The following is a 23,928-nucleotide window of genomic DNA, read 5'->3' on the forward strand; positions in this document are numbered from 1 at the left end:
TCTGCTCATAACATTTTTCTATTTAAATGCTTTAATTGCGATTTTAGTTGGTTTTGTAAATATGAAGGTAACTAATTAAGAAAAAGGAATGAAACTAGTTTGATAAAAAGAGTTCTTCAGTTGTTTCCGGCGTTTTTTCGTGTTACCATTAAGCGGATTTTTCATAAGGAGAGAAAGCGATGAAATGGATTTATTTTCTTATTATTAACGTTATAGCTTTTAGCCTTATGGGGCTTGATAAACGAAAAGCAAAGAAGAAACAGTGGAGAACGCCAGAAAGTACGCTGTTTTTATCAGCGGCAGCTGGGGGAGCAGTTGGAGCTTGGATTGGTATGTATATGTTTCATCATAAAACTCATAAAAAGAAATTTGTTTTCGGCATACCGTTACTTGTTGTAATAACGGTATGTTTATTATTCGTTGTATGAGAAATGTCGAAAGAAATGCAGATTGATTATTGGTAAAGTGAGCATGTGAGACCGTATAATGGAGAAAAAATGAGAAGAGGAGAAAAAGGAAGATGGGGAGTCAATCAGCAGAGCAAAAAAAAGGGATACTATATGCGGCTGGTGCTTATACGATGTGGGGAATTCTACCGATTTATTGGAAATGGGTTGAGGAAGTTCCAGCAGATGAAATATTAGCACACCGCATCGTTTGGGCGTTTGTTTTTATGTTACTTGTATTAGGTGTTACGAAGAGGTTTCGCCAGTTTATTGGGGAATTTGTGAATCTTTTTAAACGACCTAAATTATTAATGTCATTAACAATAGCTTCAGTCTTGATTAGCGGAAACTGGTTTGTTTACATATGGGCCGTTAATCATAATCATGTTATTGAAGCGAGTCTTGGCTATTATATTAATCCGCTTATTAGTATTTTACTTGGTACAGTCGTTTTAAAGGAAAAGTTAAACTTTTGGCAATATGTTGCAGTTGGTTTAGCAGGAGTAGGGGTTGTCATTTTAACAGTACGTTTCGGATCTATTCCGTGGGTTTCTCTTTCACTTGCCTTTTCATTTGGATTATACGGATTAACGAAAAAACTATTAAATTATGATGCTACAATTGGACTTACGATGGAAACCATGTTAGTGACGCCGTTTGCGATCATTTATCTTGTTATGACAGGAGCACATGGTTTCGGCTCATTTGGATCTATTTCAATGTTATCAACGTTACTTTTAATAGGAGCAGGTACTGTAACGGCATTACCACTATTTTATTTTGCAAAAGGAGCACAACTTATTCCGCTTTATATGGTGGGATTTTTACAATATATTGCGCCAACAATTAGCTTAATTTTAGGTGTATTTGTATTTGGTGAACATTTCACATCCACACATATGATTGCATTTTTCTGTATATGGGTTGCTTTATTTGTATTCTCGGTAGCGAAGACAAAGTTCTTAGTGCAGAAACAACCGAAATTTATAAAAAATAAATCAGCAAAAGTATCATAATGCGTAGTATTTTCTACGCATTTTTCTTTATACTGATACTATATAGGATTTCCATCATAGCTAGTAGGGAGCTGAGAACGTGGAAACAATTTTACATAATGATCCGCTTATGGCCGCTGTAATTTCATGGTTTTTAGCACAATTAACGAAAGTAGTCTTTAAATTAATCAAAACGGGTGAATTTGATTTTGCAAAGTTTTTTGCTTCAGGTGGGATGCCAAGTTCTCATGCTTCAACAGTGACAGCACTTGCTACAGGAGTTGGGGTAGTAGAAGGTGTGGAAAGCTCGATGTTTGCGGTTGCTACTATTTTTGCCATTATTGTTATGTATGATGCTTCAGGAGTAAGGCTTGCAGTAAGTAAACAAGCAAAAATATTGAATGAGTTTTTTCACGGTAGAGAAACAGAATATAAGAAGTTAAATGAACTTGTTGGGCATACACCGTATGAAGTAGTAGTTGGTGCTTTATTAGGGATTATTGTCGGAGTAGGATATTGTTTATGAGCGGAACATTTTATATGTTCTGCTTTTCTTTGTTTTTATACATATTCAGCTACCTTTTTGAATATCGTTATACGGATTTCGAAAGGGTGGGTGAGTAACTTGTTATTATATGAAAAAGTGCATGAAGAAATAGCGAGAAGAACAACTGCACTTCAAACAATGCAACGGCAAGATGGTACGTGGCAGTTTTGTTTTGAAGGAGCGCCACTAACAGATTGTCATATGATTTTTTTATTAAAATTATTAGGTAGAGATAAAGAGATAGAACCGTTTGTAAAAAGATTAGCATCACTTCAAACAAATGAAGGAACATGGAAATTGTATGAAGATGAAATGGGTGGTAATTTATCTGCTACAATTCAATCTTATGCTGCCTTACTTGCATCGGAAAAATATACAAAAGAAGATGCGAATATGAAGCGAGCGGAAATGTTTATAAATGAGCGCGGGGGGGTAGCGCGTGCTCATTTTATGACGAAGTTTTTATTAGCAATTCATGGAGAATATGAATACCCTTCTCTCTTTCATTTGCCAACACCAATTATGTTTCTGCAGAATGATTCCCCTCTCAGTATTTTTGAACTGAGTAGCTCAGCACGTATTCATTTAATTCCGATGATGTTGTGTTTAAATAAAAGATTTCGAGTAGAGAAAAAGTTATTGCCAAATTTAAATCATATTGCAGGCGGGGGCGGAGGATGGTTTCGGGAGGACCGATCTCCGGTTTTTCAAACATTATTAAGTGACGTGAAGAAAATTATAACGTATCCACTTTCTTTGCATCATAAAGGATATGAGGAAGTAGAACGTTTTATGAAAGAGCGTATTGATGAAAATGGAACATTATATAGTTACGCAACTGCCTCGTTTTATATGATTTATGCTTTACTTGCATTAGGACATTCTATTCAATCACCAATTATTCAGAAGGCTATAACGGGAATCACATCTTATATATGGAAGATGGCGAGAGGGAGCCATTTGCAAAACTCTCCGTCAACTATATGGGATACAGCTTTACTCAGTTATGCTTTGCAAGAAGCTCAAGTTCCGAAAGCAAGTAAAGTGATTCAAAATGCATCAGCGTATTTACTAAGAAAACAGCAAACAAAGAAAGTAGATTGGAGTGTACATGCACCGGATCTCTTCCCAGGTGGTTGGGGCTTTTCGGATGTGAATACGACGATTCCAGATATTGATGATACAACTGCTACGTTAAGAGCATTGGCGCGAAGTAGAGGGAACGAAAATGTAGACAATGCTTGGAAGCGAGCGGTTAATTGGGTTAAAGGATTGCAAAATAATGATGGTGGTTGGGGGGCTTTTGAAAAAGGGGTAACGAGCCGTATATTAGCAAATTTACCAATCGAAAATGCAAGTGATATGATTACAGATCCTTCTACACCAGATATTACAGGAAGAGTGTTAGAATTTTTCGGGACGTATACGCAAAATCAATTGCCCGAGAAACAAAAACAAAGTGCGATAAATTGGTTAATGAATGTACAAGAGGAAAATGGATCGTGGTATGGGAAATGGGGAATTTGTTATATATATGGTACGTGGGCAGTGTTGACGGGTTTACGGTCACTCGGAATACCATCTAGCGATCCATCATTGAAACGAGCAGCTTTATGGCTTGAACATATACAGCATGAAGATGGTGGCTGGGGAGAATCTTGCCAAAGTAGTGTGGAAAAAAGATTTGTTACTTTGCCATTTAGTACACCATCCCAAACAGCATGGGCGTTAGATGCCCTCATTTCTTACTATGATAAAGAAACGCCAGTCGTTCGCAAAGGTATTTCATATTTGCTCTCCAACCCTTATGTAAATGAAAAATATCCTACTGGAACAGGCTTGCCAGGTGGGTTTTATATTCGTTATCATAGTTATGCTCATATATATCCGTTGCTTACTTTGGCTCATTATGCAAAAAAATATAGAAAATAAACCGAGAGATGTCTCTCGGTTTATTTTGTTGGGTAGTAGGTCCCTTTTGAAAAGAATAAGGTTGTGATGTACCTTATTTTTCGGTTGATTGGCGTTTTTGACGTGCATCAGCGGCATTTGCACGTGCGTTTGCTTCTAAGTCATTGTGGTCAGCGAGTTCGCGAGAGAACTCAACATCAATGCCATCAGTTGCTTTGCTTTGTTTGAAATTCTTTTTGTTCATTCGACATAATCTCCTTGCACTTTATGCGACGTTGCAAAGTTAGTTTGACACAAATAGACTTTTTTATACAAAGAGGAATTGAAAAGCAAAAAGCCGAAATATACAGTATAAGTAATAGAAATGGGGGATAGGAATGGAGTTTTTATATGGGAAAACAGCTGTTGTAACAGGAGCTGCACAGGGAATTGGAAAAGAGATTGCAAGGGTTTATGCAAAGCTGGGGGCGAAAGTATTAATTAGCGATGTAAATGAAGAGAAGCTACAAAAAACGACACGTGAGTTATCAGATGAAGGATATGAAGTGTGCTCATATCGATGTGATGTAAGTGATCAAAATGAAGCAAAGTCGTTAATTGAATATGCGGTTCAAAAATTTGGTACATTACATATTTTGGTGAATAATGCTGGAATTACAAGAGACGCAATGTTACATAAAATGGAGAAGTCTGCTTGGGAACAAGTATTACAAGTGAACTTAACTGGAGTTTTTTATTGTATGCAACCAGCGCTTCTTTACATGAGACAACAAGGGTATGGACGCATTATTAATATATCTTCAATTAGTAGAGAAGGAAACATAGGTCAAGCAAATTATGCGGCTACAAAGGCAGGAGTTGTCGGTTTAACGAAAACAGCAGCGAAAGAAGTTGGAAGCTTCGGTATTACTTGTAATGCGATTTGTCCGGGTTTTATGGATACAGATATGACAAAAACGATACCAGATAAAGTGAAAGAAAAGATGGTTGGCGCGATTCCAGTTGGTAGAATTGGAACGCCAGAAGATATTGCGAACGCAGCAGCTTTTTTAGCATCAGAATACGCATCTTATATTACAGGTGAAGTATTAAATGTGAGCGGAGGACTGCAAGTTTAAAGGAATACATAATGAAAAGAACCTGACCAGGTAGGTCAGGTTCTTTCTCATTAATTTAAGTTAAGCCAAACGCTCTTTACTTCTGTATAGTTATTTAATGCGTAAGATCCCATTTCACGGCCAAGACCAGATTGTTTAAATCCTCCAAATGGAGATGCTGCATCAAAGACGTTATAACAGTTTACCCATACTGTACCTGCACGTACTTTACTTGCAACATAGTGTGCTGTTTTAACATTTTCTGTCCACACACCAGCCGCTAAGCCGAATTGTGATTTATTTGCACGTTCAATTACTTCATCAATATCGTTAAACGGTATTGCAGAAATAACTGGACCGAAAATTTCTTCTTTTGCGATCGTCATTTCATCATTTACGTCAGCGAATACTGTAGGAGAAACGAAGTAGCCTTGATCGAATGGATTACTTCCTCCGCATAGTACTTCAGCTCCTTCTTCAATCCCTTTTTCAATGTAGCCCATTACACGTTTTTGTTGTTCTTCAGAAACGAGAGGACCAATTGTTGTTTCAGGGTTAAGACCGACACCTTGATTTAGTTTTTTAGAATAGAGGACGAGATCAGCCATGACATTATCATACATTTTCTTCGGAACAAATAAGCGTGACCCAGCAGAGCATACTTGTCCTTGGTTAAACATAACACCAGAAAGTGCACCAGGAATCGCGCGAGATAAATCAGCATCTGGCAAGATGATATTTGGTGATTTACCGCCTAATTCAAGTGTAACGCGTTTTAATGATTCGGATGCTTGTCGCATAATTTGTTTACCGACAGGAGTAGAACCGGTAAATGCAATTTTATCAACGAGTGGATGATTAACGAGAGCTTGTCCAGCTGATTCACCGAATCCAGGTACGATATTAATAACACCTTTCGGGAATCCAGCTTCTTCAATTAATTCAGCTAAGTATAGAGCAGATAGTGGAGTTTGTTCTGCAGGTTTTAAAACGATTGTACATCCTGTAGCAAGCGCTGCTCCCATTTTCCACATTGCCATAAGAAGCGGGAAGTTCCAAGGGATAATTTGACCAACGACACCAACAGCTTCATGGCGTGTATAGTTAAAGTAATCACCGGAAACAGGAATTGTTTGACCAACGATTTTCGTAGCCCATCCAGCGTAATAGCGCATATGCTCAATTGCAAGTGGTATGTCTGCTGCCATTGTTTCACGGATTGGTTTTCCGTTATCTAATGTTTCGAGCTGTGCAAGCTCTTCTTTATGTTCTTCCATTAGATCAGCTAACTTGTACATGAGACGGCTTCGCTCAGCAGTGCTCATACGAGACCAAGGACCTTCGTCAAAAGCCATACGAGCTGCGACTACAGCTTTATGAATATCTTCGCGACCAGCTTCAGAAACGACGGCAAGTGTTTCACCAGTTGCTGGGTTAGGTGTTTTAAATGTTTTACCGGAAGCGCTTTCAATGAAAGATCCATTCACATATAACTTTTTTGTACCTTGAAGAAACTTTTCTACCTTTTCATGAAGATTTACAGCTAGTTGACTCATTGTATAACCCCCTTGAAAATATAATGTAAACGCAGTACGAGACGGCGCTTATTCCGAAATCAAGGATGTGGAAACTAGATGGAAAGCCTCTAATTAAAATCATAATTAATAAATACTGAAAATTCAAATTTCATTTGTGTTACAATTGTAAAAAATATGTAATGTAAGAGAAGCTTCTATATGATTATAAAAAATCCTGCTTGTTTTTGCTTTCTAGTAGGAAAAACTAGAAGAACAATGGTACAATAATACATCGTGAGAGGAGGGGGAAAAATGAAAGATTATCATGATGATCCACGCTTTCGAATAGCCCATAGAGAAGCGTTAATTGGTCTTGGACTTGCTATTATTAATTTTATAATATGGTACGGATTTGCTTATGGGCTTGGTAGTAAAGATCCGAGTGAATATACATATGTATTAGGTTTTCCCGCATGGTTTTTTTATAGCTGTATCGTTGGATTTATCGTTATGGTTATTTTACTTAGTTTAGTTGTTCGTTTTGTATTTCAAGATATTTCACTCGATGAGGAAGAAAAAAGTGAGGAATAATAGATGAATTGGTATGTAATCATTCCAATGATAATTTCGTTTATCGTTGTATTTTTAATTGGTGTATATGCTTCAAGACGCGTGCAAGCAACAGCACATAATAAATTTTTACAAGAATATTTTCTTGGTGGGCGTGAGTTAGGCGGTTTATTATTAGCGATGACAATGATTGCTACGTACGGTAGTGCAAGTAGCTTTATTGGTGGTCCCGGTATTGCTTACAATATGGGGCTTGGATGGGTACTATTATCTGCGATTCAAGTTGTAACAGGATATATCGTTTTAACGGTTATCGGTAAAAAGTTTGCAATTATTGCTAGGAAGATGGAAGCAATTACTCTTATCGATTATTTAAAAGGAAGATACAATAATAAAGCAGTTGTTATACTCTCTGCGTTATGTATTATTATCTTTTTATTTTCAGCGACAGTAGCCCAGTGGGTCGGCGGTGGACGATTAATCGAGTCACTAACGGGTCTATCGTATACAACAGCACTATTTTTATTTACTTTTTCTGTACTTGTGTACGTATTAATTGGTGGATTTCGTGCAGTCGCGCTATCAGATACATTATTAGGAATCATTATGTTAGTTGGAACGACAATCATTTTAATTGCTACTGTCATTGCTGGTGGTGGAATTGAAAAGATTATGCAGGAACTTGTTCAAATTAATCCAAATTTAATTACACCATTCGGAGCAGATGGCAGTTTAACGAAATCATATGTTACATCATTTTGGATTTTAATTGGAATTGGCGTTGTAGGTTTACCGCAAATTAGTGTGCGTGCCATGTCTTATAAAAATTCAAAAGCTATGCACCAAGCTTTAATAATTGGAACAGTTGTCGTTGGTACAATTATGATTGGTATGCATTTAACAGGTGTATTTGCAAGAGTAGTACTTCCAGGTATAACGGTACCAGATAAAGTAATGCCGCTACTCGCGATGGAAGTGTTGCCACCTTGGTTAGCTGGAGTTTTCTTAGCTGCACCAATGGCGGCGATTATGTCTACAGTAAACTCTTTATTATTACTTGTAAGCTCGTCAATTATTAAAGATATATACGTAAATTACATAAATAAAGATGCAGCAGACAGTACGATAAAAAAAGGAAGTTTGTGGATTACTGGTATTGTAGGGCTACTCGTTTATGCAGCGGCGATTAAACCACCAGATTTTTTAATATGGCTAAATTTATTTTCTTTCGGTGGATTAGAAGCAGCATTCATTTGGCCAATCGTATTAGGGTTATATTGGAGAAAAGGAAATGCTACAGGAGCGCTTGCTTCCATTTTCGTTGGAGTAGGTTCATATATGTGTATTCATCTTTTCTATCCAAATCCGTTCGGTATACATACAGTTGTCTTCCCAATTTGTTTTGCGTTTATCGCTTATGTTATTGGAAGTATGAGTGCTGTAAAAAAAACAGTATAGGTTAGCTGAAGAACGTAGTCCTTATAAGACTGCGTTTTTTCGTATGAATTTGTTCTTTTTTATTCTGTATATCCACGTTTATTCATAAATTAATAACAACTGAGGGGATGGAGTTGAGGTCGATGAAAAAAGTGTTATTTTTAGGAGACCCAGGCATTGATGACTCTTTAGCAATTATGTATGGATTGTTGCATCCTGATATTGATATTGTTGGAGTAGTAACGGGATATGGAAATGTAACACAAGAAAAGGCGACAAGTAATGCCGCATATTTATTACAAATGGCAGGACGGGAAGATATACCTGTTATTAATGGTGCGAAAATTCCTTTATCCGGAGATGTTACAACGTATTATCCAGAAATTCATGGGGCAGACGGTTTAGGGCCAATTAAACCTCCAAAAACTTTTTCGCCAAATATAAAGCCTTTTTGTGCATTTTTTGATCTTCTTGAAAAATATAAAGGGGAATTAATAATAGTCGATGCTGGTAGATCAACAACACTAGCGACGGCATTTATTTTAGAAAAGCCGATGATGAAGTATGTGAAAGAATATTATATAATGGGCGGTGCTTTCTTAATGCCTGGCAATGTAACACCAGTCGCAGAGGCGAATTTTCATGGTGATCCGATTGCGTCGCAATTAGTTATGCAAAATGCTAAAAATGTGACATTAGTACCACTTAACGTTACATCTGAAGCAATTATTACGCCGGAAATGGTAAAATATATTACGAAACACTCTAAAACGAGTTTTAATAAGTTAATCGAGCCGATATTTACGTATTATTATAAAGCTTATAGAAAGTTAAATCCGAAAATAAAAGGAAGCCCAGTACATGACGTCGTTACAATGATGGTTGCGGCAAATCCATCTCTTTTAGACTATGTATATCGTCGTGTCGATGTAGATACAGCTGGAATTGCAAAAGGAGAGAGTATTGCTGATTTTCGGCCTCAACCTGATGCAAAAGCATTAAAAAATTGGGTGCGAATTGGTTGGTCGTTACATTATAAAAAGTTTCTTGAGGATTTTGTGAAATTTATGACGTAGACATAATAGGAGCATACAAGTTAAAATAATGGAGATGGTTATTTAAATGACCATCTCCATTATTTTGTTTTTTAAATGATAAATAGAGAAGAGTTACACAATAGGAGAGGAATTTTACTTGAAAAAAACTATAGTATGCGCAGTAATTGTGGGTATTTTTGTTTTGCTAATATCGGGTAACTTTTTAGTGAAAAAAGTGTGGAGTTCAAATAATGATGATGCACAGTATATTGCATCTTTTATTGAAGAACATAAAGATGAAAAAAATAGTGCGCTTCTAGTAAAGAGAAATGATAAAGTTGTTTATTCTGTAAACCCAAATGTTGTATTGCCAGTTGCAAGTACGATGAAATTAATTGTGGCGCTTGAATATACGAAACAAGTTACTGAAGGGAAAATTGATTCGTCTAGTTTCGTGTCGATTAACGATGTGAATCGCTATTATGTGCCGAATACAGATGGTGGTGCACAAGATAGATGGCAAAAGTATTTGGAGAAGACGGGCAAGATAACTGAAGGAGCGGTTTCTTTAGAAGAAGTGGCAAAAGGAATGGTTAAGTTTAGTTCGAATGCAAATGCTGAATACTTAATGGAATTGTTAGGATTAGACAACATCAATCGAAATTTACAAAGTTTATCACTTCCTGCACATCAACCACTATTTCCAATCGTTTCATCTTTGTATATCCCGGGATATTTGCATAAAGAATTACATGTTCCAAAATATAAAATAGAGAAAAAGTTAAAAGAAATGTCTCAAGAGCAATATCGTGAATATTCGATGATTATTCATGAACGCTTAAAGAAGAAGGGAACATTATTACAGAAGGAAATTCCGCTTTATTTAGAGGAACGTTACGACAAAATTTGGTCAGATAGATTACCAGCAGCTTCTGCAAATGATTATATGGTATTACTTCAAAAGGCAAACCATAAAGGTGGCTTGACAGAAGCTGAAGAAAAAGTGTGGGCAAATATCGTTGAAACAGACATGAGTGCCAAGAAATACCGTAAAACATTTAGACATGCTGGGCAAAAGAATGGTTACACACCATGGACGGTTACAAAAGCAGTTTACGCTATGGATAAACATGGAAACTGTACAGAGATTGTGTTTTTGGCGAATAATTTAAATGAAGACGATAGTGCAGAAATACGGAAACATTTAGCAAACTTACATTTCCAAGTGTTGCAAAGTGATAAGTATGATGCGACTTTTATTAAATAAACTCGGTGCAGAGAGCACCGAGTTTATTTTTATGTACAGGCACTTTTTTTCTATCAACGGGTATGATGGGTAGTAATACTTAGGTGAGAGGGGAAAAGGTGATGAAACAGAGTAAGGAAGAGTTTATAAAGAGTGAAGGCGCTGATTTCCCTGGAAAAACATATGTGGATTGTGTATTACAACATGTATTTGATTTTCAACGAAATTACTTATTGAAAGATATGTTTCAAGTGCATAAAGCACATATTACGATGCTGACTGAAGAAAGTTTAATGAAAATAGAAGAAGCTAAAGTTATATTAAACGCACTTAGAAAAGTAGAGCGAATACCAAAAGATAAATTGGTATATACAGAGCGGCATGAAGACCTCTTTTTTTTAATCGAACATTTAATTTCTCAAGAAGCGAAATGCGATTTTGTAAGTAATATGCATATTGGTAGAAGTAGAAATGATATGGGTGTAACGATGTATCGCATGAGTTTAAGGCGGTATATATTACGATTAATGGAACATTATTTGCTATTGCAAGAAAGTGTACTGCAACTTGCTGATGATCATAAGGAAACGATCATGCCAGCTTATACACATACACAACCGGCACAGCCAACAACATTTGGTCATTATACTTTAGCAATTTATGATACGATGCAAAGAGATTTAGAACGAATGAAAAAAACGTACCAGCTTTTAAATCAGTCTCCAATGGGGGCGGCTGCACTCTCTACAACAAGTTTCCCGATTAAACGAGAACGAGTTGCTCATCTACTTGGATTTACAACTGTAATTGAGAACTCATATGATGCTGTTGCCGGAGCGGATTATTTATTAGAAGTTAGCTCGCTACTTATGGTAATGATGACGAATACGAGTAGATGGATTCATGACTTTTTGTTGTTAGCAACGAAAGAATATGACGGTATTACTGTTGCAAAGCCATATGTACAAATTAGTAGTATTATGCCGCAAAAACGAAATCCGGTTTCAATTGAACACGCTCGTGCAATTACGAGTAGTGCTTTAGGAGAAGCATTTACAGTATTTCAAATGATTCATAATACACCATTTGGTGATATTGTTGATACGGAAGATGACTTGCAGCCATATTTATATAAAGGGATTGAAAAGGCGATTCGTGTTTTTTGTATGATGAATGCAGTGATCCTAACGATGAAAGTAGAAGAAGAAACGTTAAAAAGTCGTTCCTATAAACATGCAATAACGATAACGGATTTCGCTGATGTTTTAACGAAAAATTATGAAATTCCATTTCGGCATGCTCATCATGCAGCAAGTGCTATTGCAAATATGTCATTGGAGCAGAAAAAAGAACTACATGAATTACACTTCAAAGAGATAAATATGTACTTGCAAGAACATTTTAAAATAAATTTATTAGAAAAAGAGTGGAAAGAAATTATATCGCCAGAAGCTTTTATTCAAAAAAGAAATGTATACGGTGGACCGAGTAAAAAAGAAATGAAGCGTATGATTAAAAATCGAAAAGAGTCCTTTCGAAAAGAAGAAGATGTATTTGAAAAGGAAAAACAGAGAATTTTACAAGCTGAAAATGCCTTGAATACATTAGCTTTGAATATTATTGAATCGTAAAAGAGGGATTTAATGAATTAATCGCCAATACTTAATTAAAATATAAATAGAGAGAAGAGATTGTCGATGATTCAATTACATGTATATGAAGAGATTTTTCATTTTAAAGAAGATGTTACACCATTTCTAGAAAAGAATGAGCAGGAAAACAATCTCATATTAGGTGTATTACAAATGGTTCAAGAACCGATATTTATGGGGGTAGCGAAACAAGGAGAAGACATTGCGGTTGTATTTCTGCAAACAGAAGAGAAGAAACAAATCATTGTTGCAACTTCTGAAATTTCGGGAGTAGCTATTGAGGAACTTGCAAAAGAGTTAACGAAAGTATATCCGGATATTCCTGGATTGATCGGTAATAAGAAAATTGTACAGAAATTAGCGGAAGAGATTGCGGTATTAGAAAATAAGAAAATGAATGTTGCAATGGAGCAAGGTGTGTATGAGCTGAACAGAGTAAAGAAGAAGTGTAATGCGAACGGACTTTTCCGGGCGGTAAATAATGATGAATTACCATTAATAGAACAGTGGATATATCAATTTTGTGAAGACGTAAAGCTTCCTACTACGAAAGAAGAAGCAAAACAAACTGCGCATACATTAATAACTACAAATCGACTGTTTGGTTTGGAAGTAGATAGGAAACTTGTTTCTGTAGCTGCAAAAACGAGACCAACTAAAAATAATATAACAGTTAATTTCGTATACACGCCGAAAGAAGCAAGGAAAAAGGGATACGCATCTAATTGTGTAGCGGCACTTAGTCAACGTATGTTAGATGAAGGGTACAAGACGACTACGTTATATACTGATTTAGCGAATCCGATATCGAATAAAATTTATCAAGAAATTGGTTATGAGCAAATTGCGGAGTCTGTGCTTATATTTTTAGAGAAGTAAAACAAAAAGGTGTGCAATTTTAGCACACCTTTTTGTTATTCATCAATTCTAATAATCTCGCCTTGAGGGAAGTCCTCAGTTTCTAGTAAGTTACGAATAGCTTTCGCAACATATTCAGGTGGTAATAGTTTTCCTTCTTCTTTTAATGCAATGAAGCGGTCCAAATTTATGAAATCTTCTTTATTTGTTTCACGAATTTGTGATTGCATATTAGTATCAACAACACCAGGTGCAAAAGCGACGATTTTTACTGGATATTCTTTTTCTACTTCTTCAGTTGCTACGCACTGTGTAAACATATTTACACCAGCTTTCGTTGTACAATAAGCGCCCCAGCCAAAGTAAGGGTTTTTTCCTGCACCAGATGAAATGTTAATAACGCGTTTATCTACTTTCCAGTCTTTCGTATGTTTCATAAATGTAGATGTAAGAATCATAGGTGCAAGTAAATTAATGTGAACGTTCGTAATGAATTGTTCACTTTCAGCTTTTTCAATTGGCTTCATAGGTGCAACTGTACCCGCATTATTAATTAAATGAATAGAGGATACATTGTCTTTTTTAATAGATGAAATGATCTCTTTAAAGTTAGTTTCTAAGTTATGTACATCTTGAAGATCTAGGGAATGAAAAATGCAATTGCTGTTATATTGCTCTGCAAGTTTTGTAAGCTCTTTATTTTCTCTTCTAGAAATAGAGATGACAGTTGTATTTTTTTCTAATAATTGCGTAGCGATTGACTCACCTAAACCTTGTGAAGTTCCTGTTATGATAACGTAGCGCATAGTTTTATAAACCCCTCTCATATGTGCGGAATTTTGTTGGACAACGTACATTGTATAGTTTGTCTACATTTTATAGTATAGAGCACTTTTTACTATAATTGAAATGAGATGATTGTGTGCCTTTTATAAATAGGTTTACGACAACAGTACCTGGTGCCGTCACGTTTACTGGGAATACGCTGGGACTTAGCCCTACATCACCTGCACCAGGTAATATTTTTGGTACACTTGCTGTGTTTACGACAGTAAATACAGCATTGCAAGTACCAGGGTTCCCAGCAGGGACAACAGATGAATGGCAATTGAATTCTTCAAGTGCAATTTTAAATCTTCCAGCGGGAAGCAGTGTATTATATGCAGAATTAGTTTGGGCTGGTACTTTCCGGACTGATACGGAAGATGTGTTACCATTTTTAAATGATAACATTACATTTACAACGCCAGCAGGGACGTTTTCTGTTACGCCAGATCCTGCTACCGCGCAGCAAGGTTCAGTAGGAAATCAATTTTATTATGCTCGCTCTGCCAATGTAACCAATCTTGTTAGTGCAGGTGGAGCAGGCACATATACAACGGGTGCTGTGCCAGCTGCAAGAACTTCAGCCGACCCAACAATCAGTCGTTCAGCTGGATGGACGCTTGAGGTTGTGTATCAAAATGCAAGTTTACCACTTCGAAATTTGTCAGTATATGCAGGTCAAGAAATTATCGATGCTTCATCCCCGCCAGTTGATGCTACAATTTCAGGTTTTGCTACGCCGGCAACAGGAGCTGTTACAGGAAGAGTGCTCGTAACTGCTCAAGAAGGTGATTCTAACATTATTGGAGATCAACTTCGCTTTGGGCCGAATGCAAATGCTACAGTTGCATTATTCGGACCGAGAAATCCTGCGAATAATTTCTTTCAGTCACAAATTTGTAATGATAGTGGAAATTTAGATACGAGCGGCACGTTTGGAGATTTGAATCAGCCGTTAGGGGTAGCTTTGGCCGTCCGAAGACAAGGGTGGGATATTACGAATGTAGATGCCTCCTCATCTTTAGTAAACAGTCAAACATCAGCAACGGTTCGATTTGTTACAAATGGAGATGGATACGCAGCAGCTGGTTTTGGTGTTCAAATTGATGCAACAGGTCCAATTATTAATCCTGTTAAATCAGTTAATAGAACAGTCGCGGGGGTAGGGGATACTCTCACTTATACAATTACGGTCCCAAATACAGGAACAGGAAGTGCAGAAAACGTTGTATTACGTGATAGTATTCCGAACGGAACGACGTTTGTTGCAGGTAGTGTTACGGTAGGGGGAGTAACACAGCCGAATGCAAACCCTGCTAATGGAATTAATTTAGGTACAATCCCAAATAACACGCAAAGAATTGTTACATTTCAAGTTCGAATAACATCATTCCCGAATCCCAATCCTATTTTAAATCGTGCAATGGTGTCATATCAATTCCGTCCCTTCGTTGGTAGTCCTCCTATTACAAGTACGTCTTCTTCAAACACAGTACAAACGACAGTGAACCAAGCAACTATTAGTATGCAAAAATCTGTAGATTTACAGACGGCAACACTTAATGATGTATTAACGTACACAGTTAATGTCACAAATAATGGAAACGTCACTGCGAACAATGTTATTTTTGTTGATAGTATCCCTGCTGGAACAACATTTGTCGCAAATAGCGTTACGGTAAATGGAGTAGCGCGTCCAGGAGCGAATCCAGCAAGTAGTATTAATCTTGGAAGTATTAATGCATCGCAAACGACTGTAGTGCGCTTTCAAGTTCGAGTAACATCGAACCCTCTTGTCAATCCAATTCCAAACCGTGCGAGTGTAACATTTAACTTTACTCCAGTGCCTGGTCAACAACCAGTTTCAGGGCAAGCGACAAGTAATACTGTAGTTACGACAATTAATATAGCTGATATAACAACGAGAAAAACAGTGGATAAAGCTTTTGCAACGGTTAACGACGTTCTTACGTACACGGTAACAATTCAAAATACAGGAAATGTACTTGCAACGAACGTTATTTTTCAAGATCCGATCCCAATTGGAACGACATTTATCGCAAATAGTGTGACTGTGGATGGGGTTTCACAACCTGGGGTAAATCCAGCGACTGGGTTTACAGTAGCTAATATATCTCCTGGCGGAAGTAGGACTGTTACATTTCAAGTACGAGTAACATCTACACCATCGGGAGGTACGATTGCGAATCGCGGAAATGTATCTGCTAATTTCGTCGTTATTCCGAATCAGCCACCGATAACAATTAATAGACAAACGAATACAGTTGTGACACAAGTTAATACAGGCGGTTTAAATGTAATAAAAGAAGTAAATACAACGCAAGCGGCGGTAGGGGATACTTTAACGTACACAATTGCCGTCCAAAATACAGGGAATGTTCCGTTAACAAATGTATTTTTCCAAGACCCTATTTCTTCTGCTGTTTCATTTGTTGCAAATTCTGTAACAATTAATGGAGTACAGCAAAGTGGACTAAATCCGAATACAGGATTCTCTCTTCCGAATATTCCTGCGGCTCAAACGGTTGTAGTCACATTTGACGTAGTAATTGTACAGAATCCAGAAAATGAAGATATTTTAAATCAAGCAAATGTAACAGCAAGCTTTCAAGTGAATCCGAATGAACCACCAGTAACAATCAATGTACCGAGTAATGTTGTGAATACGACAGTACAATCAGGAAACTTTGAAGTTGTGAAAGCAGTCAATACGGATGTTGCAACAGTAGGGGATATTTTAGTATATACAATAGAAGTCATAAATGCAGGTAGTGTACCAGCTACGAATGTATTTTTCCAAGATTCAATTCCCCAAGGGACATTATTTATTGAAAATAGTGTAGTTGTGAATGGTGTTTTACAAGAAGGGGCAGATCCAGAACTTGGATTCCCATTAAATAATTTGCCTACTGGCGCCAGTGTTATTGTTACATTTGAAGTATTAATTGATGAAATTCCCCAAGGAAATAATGTTGTAAATAATGCGAATGTAACTGGAGATTTCCTTGTAAATCCAACAGAGCCGCCGATTACTGTAACAGTACCAAGTAATACTGTTATGACGATCGTGAATTCTTCAGGGTTAAATGTAATGAAAAGTGTAAGTGCTACTGAAGCCGGTGTAGGAGATACGTTAACGTATACAGTTCGTATACAAAATAGTGGAACGGTGACAGCGACAAATGTATCATTCCTTGATCCGATTCCAGTTGGAACCACTTTTGTAGCGAATAGTGTAACAATAAACGGGACACCTCAACCAGGTTTAAACCCGACAACTGGATTTCCACTTGCTAATATTCCAGTAGGAGGAATGGTGACGGTCACTTTTCAAGTGACAATCACGAGTGTACCACCAAATAGAGTTCTTCCGAATAATGCGAATGTCACTGCTGATTTCCAAGTAAGTCCTCTCCAGCCACCAATTACAATTGTAACGATTAGTAATATTGTTGTGACGCGAGTGAATGTAGGATCACTTAATGTGATGAAGAGTGGAAATACACTACAAGCCGGTGTAGGAGATACGTTAACGTATACGATTCTTATTCAAAATACAGGAACTGTTCCTGCAACGAATATTGTTTTTCAAGATCCAATTCCGTCTGGTACTGCCTTTGTAGCAAATAGTGTGACGATAAATGGAGTCGTACAGCAAGGCGCGGATCCTATGCTAGGTTTCCCGGTACCAAATATTCCGGTCGGGCAAACGGCTACGATTACGTTTCCCGGTACCAAATATTCCGGTCGGGCAAACGGCTACGATTACGTTTCAAGTTACAGTGACGAGTGTTCCGAGCGGTGGAAATATAAGAAACCAATCGAACGTTACTGCAAGTTTTCTTATAAATCCAGCAAACCCTCCAATAACGACTGTTACAAATAGTAATTTTGTAGTGACGCAAGTAAACACAGCACAGTTAAATATACAAAAATCTTCATCTGTACAACAAGCAGCACTTGGAGAAACTTACACGTATTCTGTTGTCATTCGAAATAACGGTACAGTAACAGCAACGAATGTCTCTTTCCTTGATCCAATTGCTTTAGAAACAACTTTTGTAGCAAATAGTGTAACGATAAATGGAACGCTACAACCTGGATTTGACCCAAATGTTGGTTTCCCGCTTCCTAATATTGCAGCTGGAACATCATTGACAGTAACGTTCCAAGTTACGGTAGTTGCACCGTCTACACGTGGAGCAGTATTAAATACAGCATCTGCTACAGCCACTTTCTTATTAAATCCTTTACAGCCACCTGTAACAACAACGAATTCAAGTAATACAACGGTAGTTACAATACCGTTACCTCCTCCTGGTGAAGTAACTGCAACAAAAACAGTTGATGTTGCAACTGGGGCCGTTGGGGATGTATTAACGTATACTGTGCTCATTTCAAACGTAGGAATTATCCCTGTTACAGATGTGTTCTTCCAAGATGTCATACCAGAAGGAACGACGTTTGTTGACAATAGTGTAACGATAGGTGGAGTGCAGCAACTTGGTTTAAATCCAGAAATAGGATTTACAGTTACTCCATTATTAATCGCTGGTGGAAGTATTGAGGTCACATTCCAAGTGACGATTACAGAAATTCCAGATAATGAAGTCATATTAAATGATGCAGATGTTACATTTACTTCACAACCAAATCCGCAGGAACCACCGATTACGGAAACGATATTAACAAATTTAGTCGTTACGACAATTAATATAGCGTTTATTTTTCCATTGAAACTAGTAGATAAAGAAGTAGCGACGGTAGGAGAAATATTAACGTATGATGTATTGATTTTTAATTTCGGAACAGTGCCAGCGACGAATGTTCAATTTATCGATACTACTTCCGCGGGTGTAGCATTTGTACCAGGAAGTATGAGCATAAACGGGGTACCAGCACCAGGACTAGATCCTTTCATTGGTTTTACAGTTCCAGATATACCTGTCGATGATTTTGTACTTGTCACATATCAGGAAGTGGTTACAAGCATACCAGAAGGTGGAACGATTGTTAATTTTGTAGACGTTACAGCTACATTTGCTGTAAGTGAAACAGAACCCCCTATTACGGAAACAACGACAAGTAATACGACATTAACAGAAATCAATGAGCCTGGTTTGAATGTTTTAAAATCAGTGAGTCAGCCGGTTGTTGCAGTAGGCGATACAATCGCATATACAACAGTAGTTCAAAATACAGGAACAGTGCCAGCAACGAATGTTCAATATAGTGATGTATTACCTTCCTCTATAGCATTCGTGCCGAACAGTGTAACGATAGATGGTGTGTTACAACCTGGATTCAATCCGAATAACGGATTCCCGCTTCCAGATATAAATCCAGGTGAAAGTGTAGAAGTCATCTTCCAAGTAACCGTTGTTAGTGCGCCATCAAACGGAACAATTGCCAATACGGCAAATGTAACTGGAAGTTTTGTATTAGTGCCAGGAGAACCACCAGTTATAGTAACAGAGCCGAGCAATACAACACTTACAACTGTAAATAGAGGGCAATTTAATGTTATTAAACAAGTAAATAGGGTTGCTACTCTCGTTGGAGATATATTAACGTATACGGTTCAAATAACAAATACAGGAACAGTAACAGCTAATGCTGTTCAGTTTGTTGATACCATTTCAGCAGGAGCGTCATTTGTACCAAATAGTGTAACGATAAATGGAGCCCCGCAACCAAACTTAAATCCGATTACTGGATTTGGAGTTGGAGATATCCCAGTTGGTGAAACAGTTATAGTGACGTTTCAAGCGACAGTTACAAACATCCCGTCATCAGGAACAATTACGAACGTTGCAAATATAACAGGAAGCTTTACTTTAGTGCCAGGAGAACCACCAGTTGTAGTAACAGAGCCGAGTAATACGACGATAACTAGAGTGAATAGAGGACGATTCAGCGTTATAAAATCTGTAAATAAAGAAGCGACACGATTAGGAGATACGTTAACGTATAGTGTGCAAGTTACAAATACGGGAACGGTAACAGCAACGAATGTTCAGTTTATCGATGTTCCATCACCTAGTTTAGAATTCGTTCCTGGAAGTGTACAAATAAATGGGATTCCGCAAGTAGGTTTAGATCCATTTGTAGGCTTTGCATTGCCTGATCTTGCAGTAGGGGATAGTGTATTAATTACATTTGAAGTAAATGTAATCGCAGTTCCGCCTTCTAGTAGCATTATGAATACAGCAAGAGTAACGGGTGATTTCGAATTGATTCCAGGAGAACCTCCGTCTACAATTACAAATTCAAGTAATACGACGGTTACGCCGGTAAATAGAGGCAGCTTAGATATGCTAAAAGAAGTAGACCATTCAGTTGTTGGTGTAGGAGAAACGGTAACGTATACTGTTCGTATATTAAATACTGGTACTGCTGATGCAATGAATGTTCAATTTATCGATGTGCTATCTCAGGAAGCTGATTTCGTTCCAAATAGTGTAACGATAAATGGGGTTCCGCAACCGGGGTTAAATCCGCAGATTGGATTTACGATACCTGATATACCAGTTGGTGAGACGGCACTTGTAACATATGAAGCTACGATTACAAGTTTTCCGGATGGTGGTACAGTAGTGAACGTTGCTGGGGCGTTAGCAGAATATATTTTAGTACCAGGGGAGCCGCCAGTTACAGTGATGGATACAAGCAATACAGTTATAGTGACGGTAAATACTGCAATCTTATTTGTTGCAAAAGGAGCAAACTTTGAAGTAGCAATGATAGGGGATGTTGTCACTTACGGAATCGCTGTTATAAATGATAGTACAGTTCCTGTGACCAATATTGTGTTAACAGATATCATTGATCCGAATACGCTATTTATAAATGGTACGGTAACGGTAAATGATGTACCTCTTCCATTTGCTAATCCGAATACTGGTATTCCGTTAGGTGATTTTCAGCCAAATGATGCAGCAATTATTAATTTCCAAGTTGTAATAATAGGAGGGCAAGTAAATAATTTAGTTACAAATACCGCTACAGCGAATGGGCTTGCAACTGTAAATCCGAATGAGCCGCCAGTAGTAGTTGAAGGTGATAGTAATACAGTTGTTATCCCGTTTATTCCTCAAAATGTCTCAACGACAGTCGTAAAAACGGCAGATTTACAGGTAGCAACAATTGGAGATGTCATTACGTTTACGACAGTCATCACAAATACGGGTGATACTGTAATGCAAAATATTCGTTTTCAAGATATGTTAGATAGTAGTGTTCGATTTGTTCCTGGAAGTGTAACGGTTGATAATACGCCAGTGCCGAATGTAAGCCCGGCAGTAGGGTTTCTTATCGGAAGTTTAAATCCTGGTGAAGCAAGGACAGTTTCGTTCCAAGTAGCAGTACAGAGCGCGCCAAATGGTTCAGGAAATTATATAAATCAAGCGAGTATTCGTTTTGAACATCAAGTAGGCACAGTATTGCCACCTGTTACACAAATAGTAGAAAGTAACATAGTTGTCATTCCATTTGTTCCAACGATTGAACAAATTTGCGAAACAAACTTTAATTGCTTAGATAAGATTCCATTTCAATGTTCTCCGTGTAATCATTTGCATGGACATAAAAAATAAAAACAGAAAGAGCATCCAATTATTTTTCAGGATGCTCTTTCTGTTTTAATCATATAGATTCATTTTCGGGCGAGGTGAAAAATTCGTCGATTTTGTCGGAGAGTAGTAATGGAATGGCTCCTTTTATAACAGAAATGTCCCAGTCCCACCATGCGAGATTCTCTAGTTTGTCAATCGTTTCTTGTGGGAAACGATATCGAACAAATTTTGCAGGATTACCAGCTACAATTGCATACGGGGGTACGTCTTTTGTAACAACGCTCCTGGCGCCGATAATGGCCCCGTTACCAATTGTAACGCCAGATAAAATACAGGATTGATAACCAATCCATACATCATTGCCGACTACGATATCACCTTTTGAAGAAGGGTGACCAGTAATATGTGCTCCTTCATCAAAAAGTGCATTAAATGGATAAGTCGTTATCCAGTCTGCGCGATGTTCACCGCCAAGTATGAAAACGACTTCTTCTGCTAATGAACAAAACTTACCTATTTTTAATTTTGTTTCATCGTTCCAAGAAAAAATGGTTGGCCCTACTTTACTATAAGTATAATCACCAATATCATATTTATTATATTCAGGTTTTTGATTTAAATATAACATGCTTCTTCAGCCTCCTTTCTCAATTAAGCGATACGTATGGAATATTATATGCAAGATGTAGTAATGTGAACTCTATTAATAGGTGAAATGAACAAAAGGGAGTGGGATGTATGCGATACGAAATGGGTTTATATAATAAACCGTTTCAGTCAATTCAATCAGGGAAAAAAGTATATGAAGTACGCCTATACGATAAAAAACGTCAACTAATAAACAAAGACGATGAAATCGTATTTACGAATCTTACGACAACAGAAATGATGACGGTAAAAGTAACGGAAATAAAGCGATACGAGAGCTTTAAATCTATGTATGAACAAATTGATAAAAAATTATTGGATTGTGAAAATGATAGTTTAGAGGAAATGTTAGAAAGTACATACAAAATATATACGAAAGAACAAGAAAAAGAGTGGGGAACAGTTGCGATTCGTATTGAGGTAATAAAATGATAAGAAATCGCGGGGCGGCTATTATTGTACAGGAAGGGAAAATCGCTCTTATAAAACGTATTCGAGAAGAGGAAATATATTATGTTTTTCCTGGCGGAGGGATTGAGGAAGGTGAAACGCCTGAAGAGGCAACGAAAAGAGAGATATACGAAGAATTAGGGCTACATATAAAAGTGAAGCACCTTATTGCAAAGGTAAAGGAAATGAATATTATTATGGTGCCTATATTACAGGTGGAGTGTTCGGAAGTGGAACAGCTGAGGAATTTCAGCGGGAAGGTAAAGGAAGTTATATTCCGTTATGGCTACCGATAAACGAGTTGGAAAAAGTGAATATAAAACCTTATGAAGTGGTCGGAAATATATTTAATCATTATAAAATATAACGTCTGACAACATACAAAAAAAACCATTGACATAGGCTTCTGATTTAAGTATTGTATTCGAGTATGTTTATAATCAGGAGGTTTATATGAGCAATCAAACTACTACACATCATGTGAAAATGACAACAGCGGATCCATCTGGAATTGGTCTATTTGGATTAGCGATGGTAACACTTGTAGCATCATCTCAAAAGTTAGGCTTAACAGATGGCGTTTCACTTGTATTACCATGGGCAATCTTTTTAGGAGGATTTGCACAAATCTTTGCTTGCATTCACGATGCAAAGCATAACAATACATTCGGTACGACAGCATTTGGTGCGTACGGCCTATTTTGGTTAGGTGTTGGAATGACTTGGTTAATTCAACTTGGAGTATTTGGCGAAAAATTAGCACAAGTTGCAGATTCAAAACAGCTTGGTGTAGCCTTTATCGGATATTTGATTTTCACAATCTTTATGACGATTGGTGCAATGGAAACACATAAAGTATTATTTATGATCTTCGTCCTTATTGATTTCTTATTTATTGGTCTTTCATTAAGTACTTTAGGTGTTATGCCGCACGCAATGCATAATTTAGCAGCATATTCTGAACTTCTTATTTCATTATTATCTTTCTATGGTTCAGCAGCAGCAGTGTTAAACACACACTTCGGAAAAGTTGTTTTACCAGTAGGGAAGCCTTTTGGTATTTTTAAAAAGTAATAAAAAAGCACAGATGATTGTAT

At 37.3% G+C, this 23,928-nt stretch carries 17 protein-coding genes and 2 pseudogenes; 15 read left to right on the forward strand and 4 right to left on the reverse strand.

The genetic code is table 11. The features are described 5' to 3' along the window. Window positions 1–179 precede the first annotated feature (179 nt). The 4 genes from ATL10_RS26710 (at window position 180) to ATL10_RS26725 (ending at window position 3,920) form a co-directional block, all read left to right on the forward strand. Window positions 180–428: a DUF1294 domain-containing protein gene (locus ATL10_RS26710; protein ID WP_000871349.1), complete on the forward strand. Its 249-nt coding sequence runs from the start codon at window positions 180–182 to the stop codon at window positions 426–428. Window positions 429–520: 92 nt separating this feature from the next. Continuing rightward, on the forward strand, window positions 521–1,462 hold the full coding sequence (rarD, locus tag ATL10_RS26715; RefSeq protein WP_090977424.1) for an EamA family transporter RarD: 942 nt from the start codon (window positions 521–523) through the stop codon (window positions 1,460–1,462). 79 nt (window positions 1,463–1,541) lie between these two features. Further along, window positions 1,542–1,967 (forward strand): divergent PAP2 family protein, encoded by a 426-nt coding sequence (locus tag ATL10_RS26720; protein WP_090977426.1) that lies wholly within the window; start codon window positions 1,542–1,544, stop codon window positions 1,965–1,967. A 99-nt stretch (window positions 1,968–2,066) separates the two neighbouring features. After that, window positions 2,067–3,920 (forward strand): terpene cyclase/mutase family protein, encoded by a 1,854-nt coding sequence (locus tag ATL10_RS26725; RefSeq protein WP_025117933.1) that lies wholly within the window; start codon window positions 2,067–2,069, stop codon window positions 3,918–3,920. A gap of 73 nt (window positions 3,921–3,993) precedes the next feature. Here the strand turns inward: ATL10_RS26725 and ATL10_RS26730 are convergent, their stop codons facing one another. Beyond that, complete coding sequence (locus ATL10_RS26730) at window positions 3,994–4,143, reverse strand: YfhD family protein (RefSeq protein ID WP_001035815.1); 150 nt, start codon at window positions 4,141–4,143, stop codon at window positions 3,994–3,996. A gap of 133 nt (window positions 4,144–4,276) precedes the next feature. On the opposite strand from ATL10_RS26730, the gene fabG reads away from it, so the two are divergent. Continuing rightward, window positions 4,277–5,017 (forward strand): 3-oxoacyl-ACP reductase FabG, encoded by a 741-nt coding sequence (gene fabG / locus ATL10_RS26735; protein WP_090977427.1) that lies wholly within the window; start codon window positions 4,277–4,279, stop codon window positions 5,015–5,017. A gap of 50 nt (window positions 5,018–5,067) precedes the next feature. Here the strand turns inward: fabG and dhaS are convergent, their stop codons facing one another. After that, window positions 5,068–6,552, reverse strand: a complete 1,485-nt coding sequence (gene dhaS / locus ATL10_RS26740) for an aldehyde dehydrogenase DhaS (protein WP_000080279.1) — start codon at window positions 6,550–6,552, stop codon at window positions 5,068–5,070. Between the two features lie 273 nt (window positions 6,553–6,825). On the opposite strand from dhaS, the gene ATL10_RS26745 reads away from it, so the two are divergent. From ATL10_RS26745 to ATL10_RS26770, 6 genes are all read left to right on the forward strand, one after another. Next, window positions 6,826–7,104, forward strand: a complete 279-nt coding sequence (locus tag ATL10_RS26745; protein ID WP_000656237.1) for a YhdT family protein — start codon at window positions 6,826–6,828, stop codon at window positions 7,102–7,104. 3 nt (window positions 7,105–7,107) lie between these two features. Beyond that, a complete protein-coding gene (gene panF / locus ATL10_RS26750) occupies window positions 7,108–8,541 on the forward strand; it encodes a sodium/pantothenate symporter (RefSeq protein ID WP_001104824.1) in 1,434 nt (477 codons plus the stop codon). Window positions 8,542–8,663: 122 nt separating this feature from the next. Beyond that, window positions 8,664–9,596: a nucleoside hydrolase gene (locus ATL10_RS26755; RefSeq protein WP_000756465.1), complete on the forward strand. Its 933-nt coding sequence runs from the start codon at window positions 8,664–8,666 to the stop codon at window positions 9,594–9,596. 118 nt (window positions 9,597–9,714) lie between these two features. Then, complete coding sequence (locus ATL10_RS26760; protein WP_110497843.1) at window positions 9,715–10,824, forward strand: serine hydrolase; 1,110 nt, start codon at window positions 9,715–9,717, stop codon at window positions 10,822–10,824. 101 nt (window positions 10,825–10,925) lie between these two features. Further along, window positions 10,926–12,434: an argininosuccinate lyase gene (gene argH / locus ATL10_RS26765; RefSeq protein ID WP_065229177.1), complete on the forward strand. Its 1,509-nt coding sequence runs from the start codon at window positions 10,926–10,928 to the stop codon at window positions 12,432–12,434. Window positions 12,435–12,500: 66 nt separating this feature from the next. Then, window positions 12,501–13,334, forward strand: a complete 834-nt coding sequence (locus ATL10_RS26770; RefSeq protein ID WP_097924252.1) for a GNAT family N-acetyltransferase — start codon at window positions 12,501–12,503, stop codon at window positions 13,332–13,334. Window positions 13,335–13,369: 35 nt separating this feature from the next. On the opposite strand, the gene ATL10_RS26775 is transcribed toward ATL10_RS26770, so the two are convergent. Continuing rightward, window positions 13,370–14,119, reverse strand: a complete 750-nt coding sequence (locus tag ATL10_RS26775; protein ID WP_090977434.1) for a (S)-benzoin forming benzil reductase — start codon at window positions 14,117–14,119, stop codon at window positions 13,370–13,372. Between the two features lie 116 nt (window positions 14,120–14,235). On the opposite strand from ATL10_RS26775, the pseudogene ATL10_RS26780 reads away from it, so the two are divergent. Next, window positions 14,236–21,754: pseudogene (locus tag ATL10_RS26780) on the forward strand (DUF7507 domain-containing protein). A gap of 49 nt (window positions 21,755–21,803) precedes the next feature. Here the strand turns inward: ATL10_RS26780 and ATL10_RS26785 are convergent. After that, complete coding sequence (locus ATL10_RS26785; RefSeq protein ID WP_000966308.1) at window positions 21,804–22,361, reverse strand: CatB-related O-acetyltransferase; 558 nt, start codon at window positions 22,359–22,361, stop codon at window positions 21,804–21,806. Window positions 22,362–22,471: 110 nt separating this feature from the next. Here ATL10_RS26785 and ATL10_RS26790 point away from each other — a divergent pair, with 110 nt between their 5' ends. The 3 genes and pseudogenes from ATL10_RS26790 (at window position 22,472) to ATL10_RS26800 (ending at window position 23,905) form a co-directional block, all read left to right on the forward strand. After that, window positions 22,472–22,813, forward strand: coding sequence for an ASCH domain-containing protein (locus ATL10_RS26790; RefSeq protein WP_001268359.1), 342 nt, complete (start codon window positions 22,472–22,474; stop codon window positions 22,811–22,813). Further along, window positions 22,810–23,198, forward strand: a pseudogene (locus ATL10_RS26795) (NUDIX hydrolase). Before ATL10_RS26790 ends, ATL10_RS26795 begins: the two are co-directional and overlap by 4 nt. An 86-nt stretch (window positions 23,199–23,284) precedes the next feature. After that, window positions 23,285–23,905 (forward strand): acetate uptake transporter, encoded by a 621-nt coding sequence (locus ATL10_RS26800; protein WP_000070945.1) that lies wholly within the window; start codon window positions 23,285–23,287, stop codon window positions 23,903–23,905. Window positions 23,906–23,928: the final 23 nt, after the last annotated feature.

It is taken from the genome of Bacillus sp. 196mf (genome assembly GCF_003217275.1).
Classification (GTDB): Bacteria; Bacillota; Bacilli; order Bacillales; family Bacillaceae_G; genus Bacillus_A; species Bacillus_A thuringiensis_S.